17 protein-coding genes and 1 tRNA gene are annotated in these 18,737 nt (G+C 57.5%); 7 read left to right on the top strand and 11 right to left on the bottom strand.

Translation table 11 applies throughout. The features are described from left to right. Positions 1-8: 8 nt before the first annotated feature. From rplI to alr, 3 genes are all read left to right on the top strand, one after another. Entirely contained in the window at positions 9-455 is a 447-nt protein-coding gene (gene rplI, locus ARC85_RS09010) for a 50S ribosomal protein L9 (RefSeq protein ID WP_011785846.1), read from the top strand. A 149-nt stretch (positions 456-604) separates the two neighbouring features. After that, positions 605-2,011, top strand: a complete 1,407-nt coding sequence (gene dnaB / locus ARC85_RS09005; protein ID WP_014420683.1) for a replicative DNA helicase — start codon at positions 605-607, stop codon at positions 2,009-2,011. Beyond that, positions 2,011-3,084, top strand: a complete 1,074-nt coding sequence (gene alr / locus ARC85_RS09000; RefSeq protein ID WP_022991954.1) for an alanine racemase — start codon at positions 2,011-2,013, stop codon at positions 3,082-3,084. The genes dnaB and alr overlap by 1 nt, the downstream gene beginning before the upstream one ends. On the opposite strand, the gene ARC85_RS08995 is transcribed toward alr, so the two are convergent. Continuing rightward, positions 3,053-3,415, bottom strand: coding sequence for a hypothetical protein (locus ARC85_RS08995; RefSeq protein ID WP_022991953.1), 363 nt, complete (start codon positions 3,413-3,415; stop codon positions 3,053-3,055). The genes alr and ARC85_RS08995 overlap by 32 nt on opposite strands. 169 nt (positions 3,416-3,584) lie before the next feature. Here ARC85_RS08995 and ARC85_RS08990 point away from each other — a divergent pair, with 169 nt between their 5' ends. After that, positions 3,585-4,457: an SDR family oxidoreductase gene (locus tag ARC85_RS08990; RefSeq protein ID WP_113879837.1), complete on the top strand. Its 873-nt coding sequence runs from the start codon at positions 3,585-3,587 to the stop codon at positions 4,455-4,457. Positions 4,458-4,487: 30 nt separating this feature from the next. On the opposite strand, the gene fnr is transcribed toward ARC85_RS08990, so the two are convergent. After that, on the bottom strand, positions 4,488-5,234 hold the full coding sequence (fnr, locus tag ARC85_RS08985; protein WP_011785841.1) for a fumarate/nitrate reduction transcriptional regulator Fnr: 747 nt from the start codon (positions 5,232-5,234) through the stop codon (positions 4,488-4,490). A gap of 267 nt (positions 5,235-5,501) precedes the next feature. Continuing rightward, positions 5,502-6,425, bottom strand: a complete 924-nt coding sequence (gene ylqF, locus ARC85_RS08980) for a ribosome biogenesis GTPase YlqF (protein WP_113879838.1) — start codon at positions 6,423-6,425, stop codon at positions 5,502-5,504. Positions 6,426-6,661: 236 nt separating this feature from the next. Between ylqF and ARC85_RS08975 the strand changes: the two genes are divergently transcribed. Further along, positions 6,662-7,111, top strand: coding sequence for a Spy/CpxP family protein refolding chaperone (locus ARC85_RS08975; protein WP_014420689.1), 450 nt, complete (start codon positions 6,662-6,664; stop codon positions 7,109-7,111). 62 nt (positions 7,112-7,173) lie between these two features. Here ARC85_RS08975 and ARC85_RS08970 read toward each other — a convergent pair whose 3' ends face one another. The 5 genes from ARC85_RS08970 to ARC85_RS08950 form a co-directional block, all read right to left on the bottom strand. Beyond that, entirely contained in the window at positions 7,174-9,651 is a 2,478-nt protein-coding gene (locus tag ARC85_RS08970) for an efflux RND transporter permease subunit (RefSeq protein ID WP_113879839.1), read from the bottom strand. A 48-nt stretch (positions 9,652-9,699) separates the two neighbouring features. After that, on the bottom strand, positions 9,700-10,920 hold the full coding sequence (locus ARC85_RS08965) for a methyl-accepting chemotaxis protein (RefSeq protein ID WP_014420691.1): 1,221 nt from the start codon (positions 10,918-10,920) through the stop codon (positions 9,700-9,702). A gap of 9 nt (positions 10,921-10,929) precedes the next feature. Then, the gene (lipA, locus tag ARC85_RS08960) at positions 10,930-11,976 is read right to left on the bottom strand and encodes a lipoyl synthase (RefSeq protein ID WP_011785836.1); all 1,047 of its coding nucleotides are present in this window, start codon (positions 11,974-11,976) and stop codon (positions 10,930-10,932) included. Between the two features lie 130 nt (positions 11,977-12,106). Then, positions 12,107-13,384 carry an O-acetylhomoserine aminocarboxypropyltransferase/cysteine synthase family protein gene (locus tag ARC85_RS08955; RefSeq protein WP_141067997.1) on the bottom strand — a complete coding sequence of 426 codons (1,278 nt, stop codon included), beginning with the start codon at positions 13,382-13,384 and terminating at the stop codon, positions 12,107-12,109. A gap of 117 nt (positions 13,385-13,501) precedes the next feature. Beyond that, the gene (locus tag ARC85_RS08950) at positions 13,502-14,698 is read right to left on the bottom strand and encodes a serine hydrolase domain-containing protein (RefSeq protein WP_181800068.1); all 1,197 of its coding nucleotides are present in this window, start codon (positions 14,696-14,698) and stop codon (positions 13,502-13,504) included. A gap of 117 nt (positions 14,699-14,815) precedes the next feature. On the opposite strand from ARC85_RS08950, the gene ARC85_RS08945 reads away from it, so the two are divergent. Together ARC85_RS08945 and ARC85_RS08940 are read left to right on the top strand one after the other, a co-directional pair. Further along, positions 14,816-15,517, top strand: coding sequence for a transporter substrate-binding domain-containing protein (locus ARC85_RS08945; RefSeq protein WP_011785833.1), 702 nt, complete (start codon positions 14,816-14,818; stop codon positions 15,515-15,517). 97 nt (positions 15,518-15,614) lie between these two features. Next, positions 15,615-16,415 carry a substrate-binding periplasmic protein gene (locus ARC85_RS08940; protein ID WP_286714731.1) on the top strand — a complete coding sequence of 267 codons (801 nt, stop codon included), beginning with the start codon at positions 15,615-15,617 and terminating at the stop codon, positions 16,413-16,415. Between the two features lie 379 nt (positions 16,416-16,794). Here ARC85_RS08940 and ARC85_RS08935 read toward each other — a convergent pair. From ARC85_RS08935 to pth, 3 genes are all read right to left on the bottom strand, one after another. Continuing rightward, positions 16,795-16,871: transfer RNA gene (locus ARC85_RS08935), tRNA-Met, on the bottom strand. 91 nt (positions 16,872-16,962) lie between these two features. Beyond that, entirely contained in the window at positions 16,963-18,054 is a 1,092-nt protein-coding gene (gene ychF, locus ARC85_RS08930; RefSeq protein WP_011785831.1) for a redox-regulated ATPase YchF, read from the bottom strand. Positions 18,055-18,137: 83 nt separating this feature from the next. Further along, positions 18,138-18,728 (bottom strand): aminoacyl-tRNA hydrolase, encoded by a 591-nt coding sequence (gene pth / locus ARC85_RS08925; RefSeq protein WP_141067724.1) that lies wholly within the window; start codon positions 18,726-18,728, stop codon positions 18,138-18,140. Positions 18,729-18,737 lie beyond the last annotated feature (9 nt).

Raw genomic sequence — 18,737 nt, 5'->3', positions numbered from 1 at the left:
TTAACGAGATGGAAGTTATTCTGCTCGAGAAAGTCGCAAACCTTGGCTCCCTGGGTGACAAGGTAAAGGTTAAGGCCGGTTACGGTCGTAATTTCCTGCTGCCGTACGGCAAGGCCGTTCCTGCTACGGAAGCAAACGTAAAGGCGTTTGAAGAGCGTCGCGCTGAGCTGGAAAAAGCTGCTGCTGAGAAGCTGGCTGCTGCCCAGGCCCGTGCCGAAGCTCTGGAAGGCGCTTCCTTCACCATCACCTCCAAGGCCGGTGAAGAAGGCAAGCTGTTCGGTTCTATCGGTGTTCGTGACATTGCCGATGCAGTGTCTACCGGTGGTACTGAAGTCGAGAAGAGCGAAGTTCGTCTGCCGGAAGGCCCGATCCGGGTGACTGGCGAGTACGACATCGAACTGCAGCTGCACACAGACGTTGAAGTGACCATCAAGCTGGCGGTTGTTGCCGAGTAATCGGTAGCCCAGTGACAGGTCGATTCAACCAGCACTGAAGCCGCAGGTTTCTGTGCTGAAAAACGGGCCCGAGCCGGAGACGGTTTCGGGCCCGTTGCTTTCTGGTATTCTTGTCATCTCGTTTGTTCATTTCCCTGATGTCGGTGTCTATGGCCAATCCCACTCTGAAACCTGCTTCTATTGATCCGGAAACCAGTCGCATCAAGGTCCCGCCGCATTCGGTCGAGGCTGAACAGGCGGTGCTCGGCGGCCTGATGCTGGACAACCGTCGGTTTGACGAGATCGCCGAAATTATTTCAGCGGCTGATTTTTACCGGCAGGACCATCGCCTGATTTTCGGCGCCGTGGAGCGCCTGGCCAGCGAGAGTGAGCCGCTGGATGTGGTTACCCTGGCCGAGTTTCTGGAACGGGCCGGCGATATTGAGGATGCTGGTGGTCTGTCTTATCTGGCGGAACTCGCCGAGAAAACACCCGGCGCCGCCAATATCAGAGCCTACGCTGACATTGTTCGCGAACGCTCCATTCTGCGGCAGCTGGTGGAGGTGTCCGGCAAGATCTCCGATTCGGCCTTCAACCCGCAGGGGCGAAAAAGTAACGATATTCTGGACGAAGCAGAACGCAGTGTGTTCCAGATCGCCGAGGCACGTACTAAAGAAGGTTCCGGTCCCAAGGCCATCAACCCCATTCTGGCGACCACACTCAGCCGAATTGAAGAGCTGTTTGAATCCGGCGAGCAGACGACCGGTTTGACCACTGGTTTCCGGGACCTGGACGACCAGACCTCCGGTATGCAGCCGGCCGACTTGATCATTGTGGCGGGGCGGCCCTCTATGGGTAAGACCACCTTTGCCATGAACATTGTTGAGAACGCCCTGATCAGCACCGGCACCCCGATACTGGTGTTCAGTATGGAGATGCCCGCAGATGCGCTGGCCATGCGTATGCTGTCGTCGCTTGGTCGCATTGATCAGACCAAAGTGAGGGGCGGCAAGCTGGAAGAGGATGACTGGCCCCGGCTTACCTCTGCCGTCAGTCTGTTGAAGGATAAGCCGCTTTATATCGATGACACTCCGGGGCTGAGCCCGACAGAAATGCGCTCCAGGGCCCGTCGGGTGGCGCGGGAGAACGGCGGCAAGATTGGCCTGATCATGGTCGACTACCTGCAGTTGATGCGGGTGCCGGGTAACACTGAAGGCCGGACTGCGGAGATTTCTGAAATCTCACGCTCACTCAAGGGTATTGCCAAAGAACTGGGCTGCCCGGTTGTGGCGCTGTCCCAGTTGAACCGGAGTCTGGAGCAGCGCCCCAACAAACGCCCGGTCAACTCGGACCTGCGGGAATCCGGTGCGATCGAGCAGGATGCCGATGTGATCATGTTCGTATACCGGGATGAGGTCTACAACGAGGATACGCCGGATAAGGGCATTGCCGAGATCATTATTGGTAAGCAGCGGAATGGCCCGATCGGTACCATCCGTCTCGCGTTCATCGGTAAATACACCAAATTCGAAGACCTGGCGCACGGCGATTACAGCGATTACGGTGGGGATTATTAATGCCACGCCCCACCGTTGCCCGCATTGATCTTGACGCCCTGAAACACAATTTCCGCCGGGCCCGGGAACTGGCCGGAACCGCCTATGCCATGGCGGTGGTCAAAGCCGATGGCTATGGCCATGGCATTCGCTCGGTTGCTGATGCTCTGGCCCCGGAGACCAGCCGGTTTGCGGTGGCCTGTATCGAGGAAGCCATAGCCATTCGCGGTGCCGGCCATCGACACAGCGTGGTGCTGCTGCAGGGCACCCATCAAAAGGATGATCTGGCCGAATGTGAGCGGTCGGGTTTTGAACCGGTGCTCCACTGTCAGCAACAGTTATCGTGGCTCGGTGTGGGGCGTTCTCCCAGATTCTGGATCAAGGTCAATACTGGCATGAACCGTCTGGGCTTCCGGCCCGAAGAGCTGCCGGAGGTGATGGCCGGGCTTGAGGAAGCGGGCCTGAAGCATCTTGCGATTGGTTTTGTCACTCATTTTGCCTGTGCCGATGATTCGGACAGCGAAATGACCGGGCTCCAGACCCGGATTTTTGAGCGGGCAGTAGCCCCCTGGCCGGATTTGATGCGTAGCGTTGGCAATTCTGCGGCTCACTTTCGCCCGAATCAGCCGCTGTACGAGTGGAGCCGCCCGGGGATCATGCTCTACGGGGCGTCACCCATGGAGGGCAAAACCGGTGCGGAGCTGGGGCTTTGCCCTGCGATGACCTTGCAGGCGCCTCTGATTACCACACGCGTGGTTCGTGCCGGGGAGTCGGTAGGGTATGGCGCTTCCTGGACGGCCAGTCAGGATACCCGGATGGGCATGGTGGCCATTGGTTATGCCGATGGCTACCCGCGTCACGCGGGTACCGGAACGCCAGCCGCTGTGCGCGGCCAGCGAATCCGTTTGTTGGGGCGGGTCTCCATGGACATGCTGGCGGTAGACCTGAGTGCTGTCCCTGAAGCCCGCGAGGGCGACCTGGTGGAGCTCTGGGGCAAAACCGTGAGTGTCGACGAGGTGGCCGGTTACGCCGGTACCATTGGCTATGAGTTGCTCACCGGCGTTACGTCGCGGGTGCCTCGGGTTCATGAATGATTTCTTCGATGAAATCGAGAATCGCCGCCAGGCTGCGGTCGTCCAGTTTCTTGAGGACTTTGTGAATCACCATTTTGCTGCCCTTGAGCATGCTACTGATGCCCATTTTGGCCATTCCCATCATCATGCTGCCGGCATTCAGGCGGCGTAGTGGCTCAAGGAAAAAGAAATCCAGCCCGGATTCGGTCAGTTCAACGATGAGCTCATACAGCTGGTCGATGGCCTGCTTGTCGGCTTTGCCGCGGCCTTTGAGCTCACTGACGGTATAAAGAGCCCGGGTTCTTAGTTCATCGGGGATAGGGGCCACTATATGGCTCTGTTGTTTCAGCATTGGGATTCCCGTTGTTGTATGCTTGTCGATCCGGGAGCGTTCACCGGCTCCCCGTAAGGCTGACGTTTCAGGCTGCATGATACTGCAGTAAAGTAGTGTTCCGAGCCATTGGCCCGAGTGTTTCCTGACATCCGTCACATCAGTGATATTCCGGAGGCGTTGTTTCCACGTGCATGTACTTGTTGTTCACGACTATGGCCCGCTTGGCAAGGTGCTGTTGGAGCGCCTGCGGGAAACGCATCTGCGGATCAGTCCTTTGCTGGTCAGTGATCCTGCCAATGTCGACCTGCATGCCCTGGATAACTGGATTCCTGAAGACACCGCGCTGATTATCAATGCGTTGTGGCTCGCGGATCCGGAAAAGGCGGAGAAAAACCGGGAGGCGACTCACGAAGCGGCGTTTTCATTGCCGTTGGCGCTGGCCGAGCATGCCCGTGAGCGCAAAATGGCTTTACTGCAGCTTTCTTCATGTTATGTGTTTGATGGCCGTAAACAGGGTGCCTACATAGCGTCGAATCCAGGGCAGCCTGTTAACGAGCTGGGTCGCTGGCAATGGGAATGTGAGCAGGCCCTGAGAACGCAGCTCCCGCGGCATATTATTCTGCGTACCGGCTGGAGCCTGGCCCGATTTATCGGCAAGGTTCAGCGAAGTACGGCGCAAGGTGGCCTGTCTTTGCCCGGCCGGTGTCAGGGGCAGCCGGTGGCGGTGAAAGATCTGGCGAGGGTGATCGTGGCGGTGGCGCTCCAGATCGATTGTGGTGCTGAAGTCTGGGGTACCTACCAGTATGCCGGGGCAGAAGAGATCAATCTGTATGAACTGGGGTTGGCGATCGCCGGCATGCCTGGCATTCCTGAAGGAATCAAGGTGGTGGACGAGGTGCCCGACTGGGGCCACATCGAACCGGTAAACACCACTATGGTCTGTACCAAGATCCGCAATACCTTCGGCATAAAACAGATGCCGTGGCGCACTTGGTTGTCTGAAGAGGTGGCGATGTTGAAGGAATCGAACAGCGCTGAGCGGGTTCCGGCAAATTCCTGAACCCGCTCAGGGTGTGTGACTGGTTAGTGCTTACTGGCCCTGACGGGCGAAATCCCGCGTTACCATTTGCAGCGCTTCCACATCCAGCAGTTCCACTTCCCGCCCGCGAGCGCGGATGATGCCCTGATTCTGGAAGCGGGTGAAAACCCGGCTCACGGTTTCAACTGCCAGGCCCAGGAAGTTGGCAATGTCGTTCCTGGCCATGGGCAGGCTGAAATTGGTAGCCGACATACGACGACGCCGGAAGCGGCTGGACAGCGACAGCAAAAGCGCCGCAATGCGCTCTTCGGCGGTATTCTTGCTGAGCAGCATGGCCAGTTGATGGCTGTTCTGGATTTCCTGGCTCATCAGGTGATACATGTGGTGCTGCAGTTCCGGCAGCTTGCCGGTGAGTTCCTCAAGCCTGTCGACCGGGAATTCACATACGCTGGTACGTTCCAGTGCTTTGGCCGTGCAGGCATAGTTCTCGCTGCTCATGCTGTCCAGCCCCACCAGTTCACCAGGCATGAAGAAACCGGTTACCTGTTCTTCACCGCCTTCGGTAATAATGGATGTTTTGATGGAGCCGCTCTTGACCGCAAAGCAGGAGCGAACCGGGGTACTCTGATCGAAAATATGCTCGCCGCGGTTATAGATTTTCCCCTGCTGGACAATGTCCTCAAGGCGATCAAGATCGTTCTCTTCAATGGCCAGAGGTAGACACAGGTTGCTGAGGCTGCACTGGTGACAGGAGGCCTTGAGAGGGGATACTTGGTGAAGTCGAATTGCCTGGGCCATAGTTGACGAACCATCCGGGTTGATCCATTCAAAACCGCACCGAAGCGTGTGCGGTGCGTCCTCAGCCCCAACAGGTATGGCTTTTGCCTGCGTTCGGGGCGGACACCCTGGGCAATCCGGATACCAGGGCATGCGGCGGATTCCCATGGGTGCCAATGCTGAAACATCTGGTTTCAGTCACCTTGATTTAAATCAAGTATAGCAAAAAAGGCTAGTCTTATGCCCAAACTTTAGTCTTTACGGGTTTGGCTTTTACGCCACCTCCGGCTAGCGTTTCTTCTTCTTGCGCTGCTCGTCCTTTCTGGCTTTCTCTTCCGCCTCGGCCTGTTCCCGGGCTCGGGCTTCAACCAGTTCCTGTTCCACCATATCCGGCGTTTCCAGCGAGATCCGGCCCAGTGTCCCGGCTCGGAGTTCGTTCAGCAGCACTTCGGAAACCTTGTGCAGATCCGGTACCCCGCCGCGGCCCAGGAAACGGCGTTTTACGGCGATGGCATCCATCAGTGCCAGCCCATCCACGGGTGTTTCGTCCAGCCCGTAGCGGTTGACGACGAGCTCCGGGTAGTGGGCAATCAGATAATCCGCCTCGAACAGCGCAACATCCTCGAAATCCAGTACAGCACTGCGGATTGCGCCGGTTACTGCCAGGCGATAGCCGCATTGCACCGGCGACAGCTTGGGCCAGAGGAAGCCAGGGGTATCGTAGAGCAGAACGTTATCCGGCAGTTTGATGGCCTGTTGTGTCCGGGTAACCGCCGGCTCGTTGCCAGTCTTGGCGGCGGGCCGGCCAGCCAGGGTATTGATCAGTGTGGATTTGCCGACGTTCGGGATGCCCAGGATCATCACCCTCAAGGCGCTTTTCTGTCGATCATGCCCGGGCGTCATCTCTTCCGCCAGCTTGAGGATGCCCAGGGCTTCCTGGCGTTGATTGTGTGTGAGCGTGACCGCACGTACACCCCGTTCCCGCTCCAGCCAGGCCAGCCACTGCTCGGTGATGACCGGGTCGGCCAGGTCTCGCTTGTTAAGCACCTTGATCAGCGGGGTATCGCCACGCAGCGAAGGCACCAGCGGATTCTCACTACTGAAGGGAATCCGGGCGTCCACCACCTCGATGATGAGGTCCATCTGGGGCATGACTTTCTTGATCTCCTTTCGGGCCTTGTGCATATGCCCGGGAAACCAGTTAATGGCCATGGTGTTTACTCCGCTGATTGATTGAGGGCGCCATTATGCAGGGGAATGACTAAATTTTCACATTCATCAAATCCCGCCAGTGCCGCGCCCTCAGAGCGAATCAAACTGAGAACCTGTACAAATTGAAGGGATATCGGGGTGAAATGAAGTAGGTGAATGCTTTAGGGTGTCACTTCAAATGATTAAAGCCAATCCGTGGTGGCTCCCGACAGGCCGCCTCAATGATGGAGAACAGTATGAAGCTCGCAAAATTCATCGGTTCCGCACTTGTCGCCCTGACTATCTCAGCGCCGGCGATCGCACAGCAGTCGCCGGGTGGTCAGCCGGATCAGGTGGCCCAGCTCGCGCAGATGGTGGGGCTGTCTGAAGAACAGCAAACCGAGATTCGCGGCATCATCGACGACATGCAGGGCGAGATCGGCGAACTGCGCCAGGATGCCCGCTCGCTGCAGGAAGACCTGCAAGAGCAGATCAAGCCGGATTACGACGAGTCTGCCATTCGTGACAATGCCGCCAAACTCGGTGATGTGACCGGTGAAATTGCAGCGCTTTCTGCCCTGATGCAGGCGAAGGTGGATGCGGTGTTCACCCAGGAGCAGCGTGATGAGCTGGATCGCCGCATGAAACAGATGCAGCAGCAGATGCAACAACAGCGTCAGATGATGCAGCCTCAGGGCCAGCAGTAATTTGCTGAGTCGGTGTATTTGAGAGAAACCCCGCCGGAGCCTGGCCCCGGCGGGGTTTTTTGTTATGGGGTATTAAACGGTCGAACCAGAATGATCAGCCTGGGCAGCAAGGTGAGCGCACCCAGCAAGGCCATGAACATGGCAAAACCGGTGAACAGGCCAAAATAAATGGTGGGAATGAAGTTCGACAGCACCAGTATGGAGAAACCGGCAATGATGGTCAGCGAGGTGTAGAACATGGCCTGGCCGATACTGCGGTGACAGCGATGCATGGTGGCCAGGTAGTCGCCGTCTTTGGCGAACTCGGTTTTGAAGCGATGGATGTAGTGGATGGTGTCATCTACCGCAATCCCGACGGTGATGGCCGCCACGGTAATGGTCATCATATCCAGTGGAATGCCCAGCCAGCCCATCAGCCCCAGTACTGAGCCTGCGGCAATCAGGTTGGGTGCCATACCCACCAGCGCCAGCTTCACGGAACGGAACAGGATCAGAAACATGACCAGGATAGCGCCAAACACCACGCCGATGGTTTTGATCTGGGAATCGAACAGGCTCTGAAGCATGTTGTTGTACATCACTGTCATGCCTGAGAGCAGTATGCGATCCCGGTCGTAACCGAGTTCGGTGCTCAGGTGGTGGCGAATGTCATCCAGCAGCTCCTGTCGACGCAGGTCTGGCATGGTTTCGAGTATGCGGATACTGAATCGCGCCTTGTCCTGCTCCTCAGAAATATAAGGGGTCAGCAGAATATCCTGTAGATCGTCCGGTACGGCGGCGGGCACAAAGGCCAGCTCCAGGGCGTCCAGGGGCTCACCTCCGTTAACCTGGGCCAGCAGTTCGAGTGTGGTCTGTATGGACAGGACTTTGCCGGTCTCCGGCAGGCTGTGCAGGTAATCATGCACCTCGCCCAGCTGGCGCATTTTCTGATAGGTGTACCAGGTATCCCGGTATTCCTCGTCACCGCAGTCTTCCACAAACGGGTCGCAGTCACTGGCGAAAGGATCCGTGTTGGCGTTTTCCGGGGCGGGTTGATCGGTGATGACCACATCCAGCGGCGTGGTGCCCCCCAGCCGGTCGTCTATGGTAACCATACCCTGATGGATTTCGGTGGAGGACTTGAAGTAGTCGATAAAGCTGTTCTCCACCGTCAGCCGGTTCAGGCCAATCACGCAGAGCACGGCAATGACCCCGGAACTGACCAGAACCGTCCCGCTGAAGCGCTCGGTGAAGCGGGCGAAGGCATCGGTGAAGGGCACCTTGTCTGAGCTCACGCGCTGGTCGATTGGGGGTGGCAGCAGGCTCAACAGGGCCGGGAAGATCAAGAAGGTAATGAGAAAAGCCACGGTCAGCCCCAGGGTCATCATCCAGCCAAAATCGATGACTGGCCGGATGCCGCTGAAGGTGAGGGAGCCGAAGGCAACAATGGTGGTGATCGCCATATAGAAGCACGGTCGGATCATGGTCATCAGGGTGTTGCGCAGGGTGGTATTCGGTGCAGCTTCGGGCTCGTCATGCTGGAATTCCCGGTAGCGCACGATCAGGTGGATGGTGAGCGACAGGGTCATGATCAGTAACAGCGAAATGAAGTTGGACGAAATCACCGTCACCGGCCATTGGGCCCAGCCCAGAAATCCGACCATCAGCCAGACGGTGAAACCGCAGCACAACAGCGGCACCACGACCCAACGCCATTGCCGGAAAATAATCGCCAGGGTGAGCAGCAGGAAAGCCAATACCCCGAAGCCAAAGGTGGAGAGATCGTTTTCGATAAACCGTATCATGTCGGCGACAATCATGGGCACGCCGCCCAGGTGGATGCTGGCGTGGTCGCGGTATTGCTCCAGTATGGCGCGAACCTGATTGATGGTGGCATCACGCTCTTCACCCAGTTGCTCGGTGTAGCGGATAAATTCGTCGCTTGTCTCCTCAAGCTGCGTCCGCTCGGCCTCGCTGGCCTCGCCCCGATTCACCTTTTCCCGGAGTTCGTTGCGCTGGTTGAGTAAGTCAAAATAGCGGTCCGGGGTTGGCAGGTTGACCTGGATGGCCGTGGTCTTGCCGTCCTCGCTGATGAGCAGGTTGGGGTACATGGGGTTGTCCAGCAACGCCTGTCGGCCGGTCGCCGGAGCCACATCGTGTTCATCCAGCGTTTTGATCTCGCTGTCGACGGTGTCCAGGGTAAGGTCCGGACTGTGCAGAAGCGGTACATTCAGAATGCTGTTGGTGGAACCGACGGCCTCAAGAGCCTGCAAGTCGTCGCGAAGAGCCCTTAACCGCGCCAGACCTTCGGTGGTAAACAGGGGCTCGTTGGAGGTGTAGGTGACCACCAGGAAATCGTCAGAGGTGGTGAAGGTCTGGTTTACCTGTCGGTACTGCTCCAGCGAACGATCGTTTTCCAGCACCAGGGATTCTGCCGAGGCATCCAGCCGGAACTGATCAAAACGCAGCGCGGTCACTGCCAGCAGCAGGGCAAACAGGGCCAGGACAATCCAGGGGTGGGGCAGGATAAAACGGTCGTAGAAGGCGCCAAGGCGATTCATGGGTTACAACTCTGCAGTCAAAAACGAGTGCAGAGTGTGCCACAAACCTCAGCGAACTGTGACCTTTGCCGAGGCTTCTTCCAGTGAACGGATCAGTTGCTCCAGACGTTGCGTCATATCCGCGCTTTCCGAGAGCTGGACAACCATGTTCCGGGTAGTCTCCCGGATGTCCTGAACATTGGTCAGAACCTGATCGGTATCGGCGGTCTGTTCGGCAGACATATCCGCGATTTCCTGATTGGTCCGGTCGATACGACCGACCACCTCGTTAATGGCTTCCAGGGCCTGGCGCCCCTTTTCGGATTCTTCCACGCATCGCTCGGCGTCGTCTGAGCTCCCCGTCATCTGTTCGACAGCGGTATTCATGGAGGCCAACAGGCGATCCAGGGTGGTCTGGATCTGGTCGGTAGAGTCCTGAACCCGGCGCGCCAGGTTACGGACTTCTTCGGCAACCACCGCAAAGCCCCGGCCCTGTTCGCCCGCGCGGGCGGCTTCTATGGCGGCATTGAGGGCCAGCAGGTTGGTTTGCTCGGCAATGCCCTTGATTTCGGTAATGGTCTGGCCAATCTCATGGCTGTTTTCGGCCAGTGACTGTACGCTGCCAGCAGACTGGCGAACCACACTCGCCAGCCTGCGAATGCTGTCGGCGCTCTGGCTGACCCGTTGGCTGCCATTTACCGCAGTTTCCCGGGCTTCTGTTGACAGGGTTTTGGCAATGCCTGCCTGTTCGGCAATGCCGACAAAGCTTTGCAGCATGGCCTCAACGGATTCGGCTGAGCGGTTGGCGCCTTCCTGTTGCCGCGTGAGGCTGTCCCTGCGTGCGGCGGCCCGCTGGGTGAGAGATTCGACCTCCTGGTGCAGGTGCTCGGTGGCCGTTTTCATACTGCGAACGACATCAGATGTACGATCCTGCATCGCATTGAAGGCAGCGGCCATTTCGCCAATTTCATCCCGGGAGTCGACGTCGGCCCGACGGCTCAGGTCGCCGCTGGTCTGCACCGCAACCATGGTGTTCTTGAGCCGGTTAACATGGCGTTCGATAAAGGAAATCAGCAGCTGGGAACCGGCCATCTCCAGCGCCATGAGCACCGCCACGATCAGTGCAAAGCCCGGCGCGGTGTCTGCAAAAACCTGGCTGAAGCTGGATTCGGTCTGGCCTGCAATCACCTGCATGGCATAGAGCACCAGCAGACACAGCACCGCAAACACGAGAATATTCAGCAACCAGAATTTGTACTTCAGCCGGATATTTCGCAACAGGGTCAGCATTGGCAGCTCTCAGTCAACGGCCTTGACCGGAATCTGCATCGCCTTGTCGGGCACGGGAACCTCCGGCACGCTCAGGCCCAGATTGTTCTTGTCGAATACCCGGTCGGCCCGGTAGCTGGAGCGAACCATGGGGCCGGACGGCACTTCCATGAAACCTTTTTCCAGACCAATGTCGCGGTAACGGTTGAATTCTTCCGGGGTGACGTAGCGCTCCACCGGCAGGTGGTTCGGCGTGGGGCGCAGGTACTGACCCAGGGTGAGAATATCCACACCAATGGCGCGCAGATCATCCATGGTTTCAAGGATTTCCTCTTCGGTTTCACCCAGACCCAGCATCAGGCTGGTTTTGGTGAGCACATCTGGCCGATGTTTCTTGGCGTGGGCCAGTACGCTCAGGGTTTTTTCGTAACCGGCACGGGGGTCTCGCACACGACTGGTCAGGCGCTTGACGGTTTCCACGTTCTGGGCGAAAACGTCCAGTCCGGAATCCACCACTTTTTCCACGTCGCTCATTACTGCATCAAAGTCCGGGGTCAGGGCTTCTACCGCCACCTCCGGGGTACGCTGTTTGATGGCCGAGACACAGGCCGCGTAGTGCGCGGCGCCGCCGTCGGGCAAGTCGTCACGATCTACCGACGTCAGCACGATGTAGCGCAGGCCCATCAGTTCCACAGACTTGGCGGTGTTTTCAGGCTCTTCCGGGTCAAGCCAGCCTTTCGGGTTGCCGGTGTCGACTGCGCAGAATTTGCAGGCCCGGGTGCACACAGAGCCCATCACCATGATGGTGGCAGTGCCGTTGGTCCAGCATTCGCCAATGTTGGGGCAATGTGATTCCTGGCAGACGGTGCTCAGCCGGTGCTCGGTTACGTTCCGGCGCACGGCATCGTAGCGCTCGCCACCCGGCATGCGCGCCCTCAGCCATTTCGGCTTGCGCTCCAGAGATTTGCCTTCCGTGTTTGATGATGAACGCTTGACGCCGTCCTTGATGGCGGAGAAGCCGTGTTCGTTACGGAATTTGGAACCACTGGTAATGCGGGGCTTTGCGCTTTCGCTCATTGGCCAGGAACTCTCGGATAAGGGTGTGGTGAACCTTTAAGAGTAATCGGCAGGCAGGGCAGTTACAAGGCAGGTAGGGGCAATCACGGGGTTACCGGGCACGACTTTGGTCGTACCCGGTTGAGGGAAATCAAGCCTGGGATTTTTCCAGGGCCTGAGTGATATCGGCGATGATATCGTCGGCATCTTCAATGCCGATCGACAGCCGTACAAGGTCTTCGCTGACCCCCGCACTTTTCAGCTCGTCAGCATTGAGCTGGCGGTGGGTAGTGGTGGCCGGATGGCAAGCCAGGGACTTGGCGTCGCCAATGTTCACCAGTCGCAGGATCAGATCCAGGGCATCGATGAATTTGGCGCCGGCTTCGCGGCCGCCTTTAATACCGAAGCTGAGAATACCGGAGGCCTTGCCGCCACAGATCTTGTCGCAGGTCGCCTTATAGGGGCTGTTCGGCAGGCCGGCGTAGTTGACCCATTCCACGGCGGGATGATCCTGCAGGAACTGGGCAACCTTCTGGGCGTTGTCGCAGTGGCGTTCCATGCGCAGGGCCAGGGTTTCCAGCCCCTGCATGATCAGGAACGAATTAAACGGCGACAGGGCGGAGCCGGTGTTGCGAAGCGGTACCACCCGACAGCGGCCGATAAAAGCGGCTTCGCCCAGGGCTTCGGTGTAAACCACGCCATGGTAGGAGGGGTCGGGCTGGTTCATCATCGGGAACTTGTCGGCGCTGGCCTTCCAGTCGAACTTGCCGGAGTCCACCACAACACCCGCCACCGTGGTGCCGTGGCCGCCGATGTACTTGGTCAGCGAGTGAATCACGATATCCGCGCCATGCTCGAACGGGCGGCACAGAAACGGCGTGGCGACAGTGTTATCGACAATCAGCGGAATGCCGTGCTTGTGGGCAATCTCGGCCCACTTCTGGATATCCACCACATTACCGGCCGGGTTGCCGATAGATTCACAGAACAGCGCCCGGGTCTGGTCGTCGATGGCGTTCTCTACCGCCGCGAAATCATCGTGGGGCACCATCTTGCATTCGATGCCCTGGTTGGGCAGCGAGTGGGCAAACAGGTTGTAGGTGCCGCCGTACAGCTGGCTGGTGCTGACAATGTTGTTGCCCACCTTGCAGATGGTTTGCAGGGCATAGGTAATGGCCGCCATGCCGGACGCTACTGCCAGTGCGCCAATACCACCTTCCAGCGCTGCCATACGCTCTTCCAGAACCGCGTTGGTGGGGTTCATGATGCGGGTATAGATGTTGCCCTGTACCTTCAGGTCAAACAGGTCGGCACCATGCTGGGTGTCGTCGAAGGTGTAAGACGTGGTCTGGTAAATGGGCGTGGTGGCGGCCTTGGTGGTCGGGTCGCTCTTGAAGCCGGCGTGCAACGCGAGAGTAGCTGGTTTCATCACAACATTCCTTGCTGGTGGATTGTTCGTTATTGGTTTAAGGAGCCGAGTATGCCACAGGCATTCGGGCTTCGGCACAGTTCCGGCGGTTATACCGATATAAGGCAGAGGGCGGAGTCAGTCCAGGGCGCCGTATACCAGAGCTCTGAGCTCTTGTCGGATGGGATAGGACGAAGACGGCATCAGCTGGGTCATGAAAATCACCACCAGATCTTCCACCGGGTCGATAAAGAAGCTGGTGCTGGCCAGGCCGCCCCAGCCGAATTCCCCCGGCGAACCAATCGTGGCGGATTTGGCGATATCGGTTTTGACCGAGAACCCTAATCCGAAGCCGCTGCCGGCATAAGGTGTTTCAGTGAAGCCGCCAATAGACAGGGCAGGGAGATCCTGGCCGTCCGGCAGGTGGTTCAGGCGCATAAACTCCAGGGTTTTGCGGCCGATGATGCGCTGGCCCTGATATTCGCCACCCTGGCACAGGGCCTGGGCGAAGCGGAAATAATCATCTATGGTGGAGACCAGCCCGCCGCCACCCGACAGGAATTTTGGTTCCTTCAGATAGCGCGACCGCTCCGGATCATCCTGGAGTTTCATGGTATTACCGGATTGGTACAGATAGCAGGCGGCAAAGCGTTCCCTCTGGTCCGGTCGCACATGAAATCCGGTATCGGTCATGCCCAGGGGGCCAAAGATGTGCTCCTGAAAGTAGCTGTCCAGAGACTGGCCGGAGAGCAGCTCAACCAGGTAGCCCAGGACATCGGTAGACACAGAATAGTTCCACGCGGTACCGGGAGAGAACTCCAGCGGTAACTCGGCCAGCCGGTCGACCAGCTTGTCCAGAGTCAGAATGGTGCTGCCATCCAGTTTCAGCTTGCGGTAGGCGGCATCCACCTCGGTTCGCTCGGTGAAGCCATAGGTCAGCCCGGAGGTGTGGGTCATCAGATCCCGGATGGTCATGACTGAGGCCGCGGGTTCGGTCTCGAAATCCGGATAACGGCCTCCCTTGTAGACGCGTAGATTGCGCCAGCCTGGAATGTATTTGTGGACCGGGTCGTTAAGCAGGAACTTGCCCTGCTCGTACAACTGCATCATGGCAATACTGGTGACGGGTTTGGTCATGGAGTACACGCGGAACAGGGTGTCCCGGTTCATCGGTAAGTTTCTCTCCACATCCCGCAGGCCCTGGGCGTGACACCACAGAATCTCGCCATGCCGGGCTACCAGGGTAACCATTCCAGGAAGCTTCCCCGGCTGAAGGTAATGAGTGTCAAAGAAAGAAGCGATTGGCTCGAATTTTCCGGTATTCCGTTTTGGCATAGTCACTTTGCACAGGTATTGAAGAGGTTAGTTCGATCAGCGTGTTGCCGGCAGACAGGGCATTTCTGTACTACCCTGAAACCACCGTTCGATTTGCACGGGCAGGGAGCAGCTCACATGGGCAGGATACCGCACTGGCTTGCGCCGGTTTTAATCTACTTTCTCACTATACCTTCATTATCGGGTGCCGTAACTGATAAGACCGTCTATCCCGTTGGTGTTTTTGAGGGGATCCCGCGGGAAATTGGCGTTGAGAACGGCTCGCTGGTTGGCCGCTTTGCCGACATTTACCGCTGCGTCTTTGATCGCGTGGAAGGAAACTTCCAGTTTATCGAGATGCCGCTGGCGAGAATTCTCTTTCAGTTGGAGAAGGGAGAATTAGCGATTGGGTTACCTCTTGTGCAAACGGCAGACCGCGACCAATATGCCGATTTTGGTGGCAGGCTGTTCCAGACCGAGTACGTGTATCTGTTTTTGGAGCAATATCCGCCTTTGCGCCAGGTGTCCGGCCTGCGTTATGCCTTTGTGCGTCGGTTCATAGGCAACCAGTTTCTTCAGGGAGACAACGCCAGTGCGGTCATGGTGGCTGAATGGAAGCAGGCCGTTGATATGGTGAAGCTTGGCCGCGCTGATATCGTGGTTTTACCGGCGGTTCTTATCGACCATTTGATGGCGGGGTATGAAAAGCCGTTCTACGTGCGAACCGCGGCGTGGGTAGATCTTTCGTTGTATGTGTCTCATCGCTTCGGTGCGGGGCGATTGACACCGGAATTCCGCAAAGCTGTTCGTGATTGCGAATCCTATGATGACCGCGAGTAATGGCTGACCCTGATTCTATCCTTTTTTGTGGAGCAATCGTTCAAAAAGAAGTACTGTATTCGGTAGCGGCATAAACTGTTTACCGGTGGCCTATCCCTTGATATCAGACTCTCTGTACCGTTTTCTCTTCTATGTTCTGCTGTTGATTCCTGGTGCAGTGAAGTCAGACACGTTCCCACTGGCTCCCCTCATCGTCATGGCGCCCGACATACCCGGGATGTCGGAGCCAGGAGAAAGTGGCCGAGATGTAGAATTGGTGAATGCTGCGCTTGAGGCCTGCGGCTGGGAAGCCGAATTTGTCTACCAGCCCTTCGGTCGCCACATCCGCACTTTTCGCGACCTGAGTGCCGCCGATGCCGTTATGACCGTCCCGCTATCTTTGGACATACCGGGCTTCTCCACGTCTGCCTATATCTGGTACCACAACGGCGCTTTCTATAACGCGTCGGTGGTTGGCCCCATAACGTCAATTGATGATCTGGCAGGGTTAAGAGCGGTTACGTTTCAGAATGGCATCGACATACTCAGACTATCTGATCGCGTGGATGAGTTTGAGCTGTTGCTGGAGGTGACTGACCAGACGATCCACGCCCGGATGCAGTTAATGGGCCGCGTTGATGTCATTCTTGCCGACGGTCTTGTGGTGGCTACTCTGGACAGGCGGATCCGTTCAGACCGTCGTTTTGGGGGGAGTTGGCCAAAAGAGCTGGACGATTTTGTATTCTATCCGGTTTTTAATCCGACTCCTTACAAAATGGTTTTCCGAAGTGAGGAGCTTGCCACTCAGTTTGACGAATGCTTTGATCGCCTCAGTGCGAAAGGCCGGATAGTTGAAATCAACAGCAAACACATTGATCAGTATCAGGAGCTGCTGCTGCACCGTTATTTGGGGTTCTAGTCAGTTCGCATCGCGGTGTCGTTGAGAATGCTCTATTGCGGAGCCTGGTACTTCTGCATTGGAAGCAGGCGTGTCGTCCAAAGGGATTTGTTTCTTTCTCGTTGCTCTTAAAAGGGGACGCTCACCAGGTTCTTTTGCCCGCTGATACTGACAGTCCCCGACTAACCGTCTCTGATGGCGGCTATCTGATTCTGAACTGGTCTTTATGTTCAGAGCGGAAGCATCCTCAATAGCTTCTCCATCCGGCATTCACTGACCGTGATTGACAGTGTGTTTCGGGGTGCAATAGCGCCGGCAAAGTTGTTGTGGGCAACCGGGGGTCAAAAAGGGGACAGCCACAAAAAAAGGGCTACAGCGTGAGCTGTAACCCTTTGAATTCTGGTAGCAAGGGGCGGAGTCGAACCGCCGACCCCAGCATTATGAGTGCTGTGCTCTAACCAACTGAGCTACCTTGCCATTTCGCTTCGGGACACGCCCCAAACGAGGCGCGTATTTTCGGTATTTGGGCTCGGCCTGTCAAGGCTTTACGGCCAAAAAATACCGAAAATTACACGTTGAACCGGAAGTGAATAACATCGCCGTCTTTGACGATGTAATCCTTGCCCTCCAGGCGCCATTTGCCGGCATCTTTTGCGCCGGCTTCGCCGTTGTACTGCACGAAATCGTCGTAGCTCACCACCTCAGCCCGGATGAAGCCGCGTTCGAAGTCGGTGTGGATAACGCCAGCCGCCTGAGGGGCTGTGGCGCCGATTCTGACGGTCCAGGCACGCACTTCCTTCACGCCGGCGGTAAAGTACGTTTGCAAGCCAAGCAGGCCGTAACCGGCGCGGATCACACGGTCCAGCCCAGGTTCTTCCATGCCCATTTCGTCCAGGAACATGGATTTCTCTTCGTCTTCCAGTTCAGAGATCTCGGCTTCCAGCTTGTTGCAGATGGGTACCACGACTGCGTTTTCAGAAGCGGCAATCTCACGCACCTTGTCCAGGTGGGGATTGTTCTCGAAGCCGTCTTCGTTCACGTTGGCGATGTACATGGTGGGTTTGACGGTAAGCAGGCAAAGCTCGCGAATCAGTGCCATCTGGTCTTTGTCCAGGCCCATGCTGCGCACTGGCTTGCCTTCGTTCAGTACCGGCAACAGTTTTTCAAACATTTCCAGTTGGGCCTTGGCTTCTTTGTCGCCACTCTTGGCGACGCGCTGGACGCGTTTGATGGCTTTCTCTACGGTGTCGAGATCGGCCAGGGCCAGCTCGGTGTTGATCACTTCGATGTCGGAAGCAGGATCTACCTTGTTGGCCACGTGGATGACGTTTCCGTCTTCAAAGCAGCGCACCACGTGAGCAATGGCATCGGTCTGGCGGATGTTGGCCAGGAACTGGTTGCCCAGGCCTTCGCCCTTGGAGGCGCCGGCGACCAGGCCGGCGATGTCGACGAACTCCATGGTGGTGGGCACCACCCGTTCCGGCTTGACGATCTCCGCCAGTTTGGTGAGGCGCGGGTCTGGCATGGCCACCACGCCGGCGTTCGGCTCGATGGTGCAGAACGGGAAGTTTTCCGCGCCGATGCCGGCTTTGGTCAGTGCGTTGAACAGGGTGGATTTGCCGACGTTTGGAAGGCCGACGATGCCGCAGTTAAATCCCATGGAATGCCTCTGCTGGAACTGAAAAATTTGGGCGGATTATACCGGTGTATCGGTAAGGGTGCGAGTAAGGGGATGTGCCTTGCTCAGGGCGTTGGTTTGAAGCTGTGCAAACGGTTCATGGCGGCAGCCAGTTTGCCGTTGGCGGCATCCGGTAATACCCGCATGACTTCGTCAAACACGGCGGTCAATTGTTCGGTTTCCTGTTTGCCCAGTCGGCCCAGTACAAAACCGGTGACTTTGCGGCTGTCGCCGGGGTGGCCTATGCCAAGGCGCAGGCGCTGGAAATCGTTGGTGCCCAGATGGGCGATGGTGTCGCGCAGCCCGTTGTGGCCGCCGTGGCCGCCGCCTTTCTTGAGTTTGGCCGTGCCGGGAGGCAGGTCAAGCTCGTCGTGGGCAACCAGAATCTGTTCAGGGGAGATCTTGAAGAAGTCCGCCAGGGCCTTGATGGCAGTGCCGCTGCGGTTCATAAAGGTGCTGGGGTTCAGTAAGTGCAGGTCCAGGCCCTGCCACTGAATGCGGGTGTATAGCCCGTGGTACTTCTTTTCGGGACGGAGCGTCTGACCCGCTTCGCGGGCCAGCGCTTCGACGAACAGGGCGCCGGCGTTGTGGCGGGTATTCTCGTAGTCGGAACCGGGATTTCCCAGTCCAACCACCATGACAATATCCTGTGCCATTCGCCGTTG

Source organism: Marinobacter sp. tcs-11 (genome assembly GCF_002049515.1).
Classification (GTDB): Bacteria; Pseudomonadota; Gammaproteobacteria; order Pseudomonadales; family Oleiphilaceae; genus Marinobacter; species Marinobacter nauticus.
The sequence above is the reverse complement of the archived record's forward strand: the minus strand, read 5'-3'. Positions and strand labels throughout refer to the sequence as shown.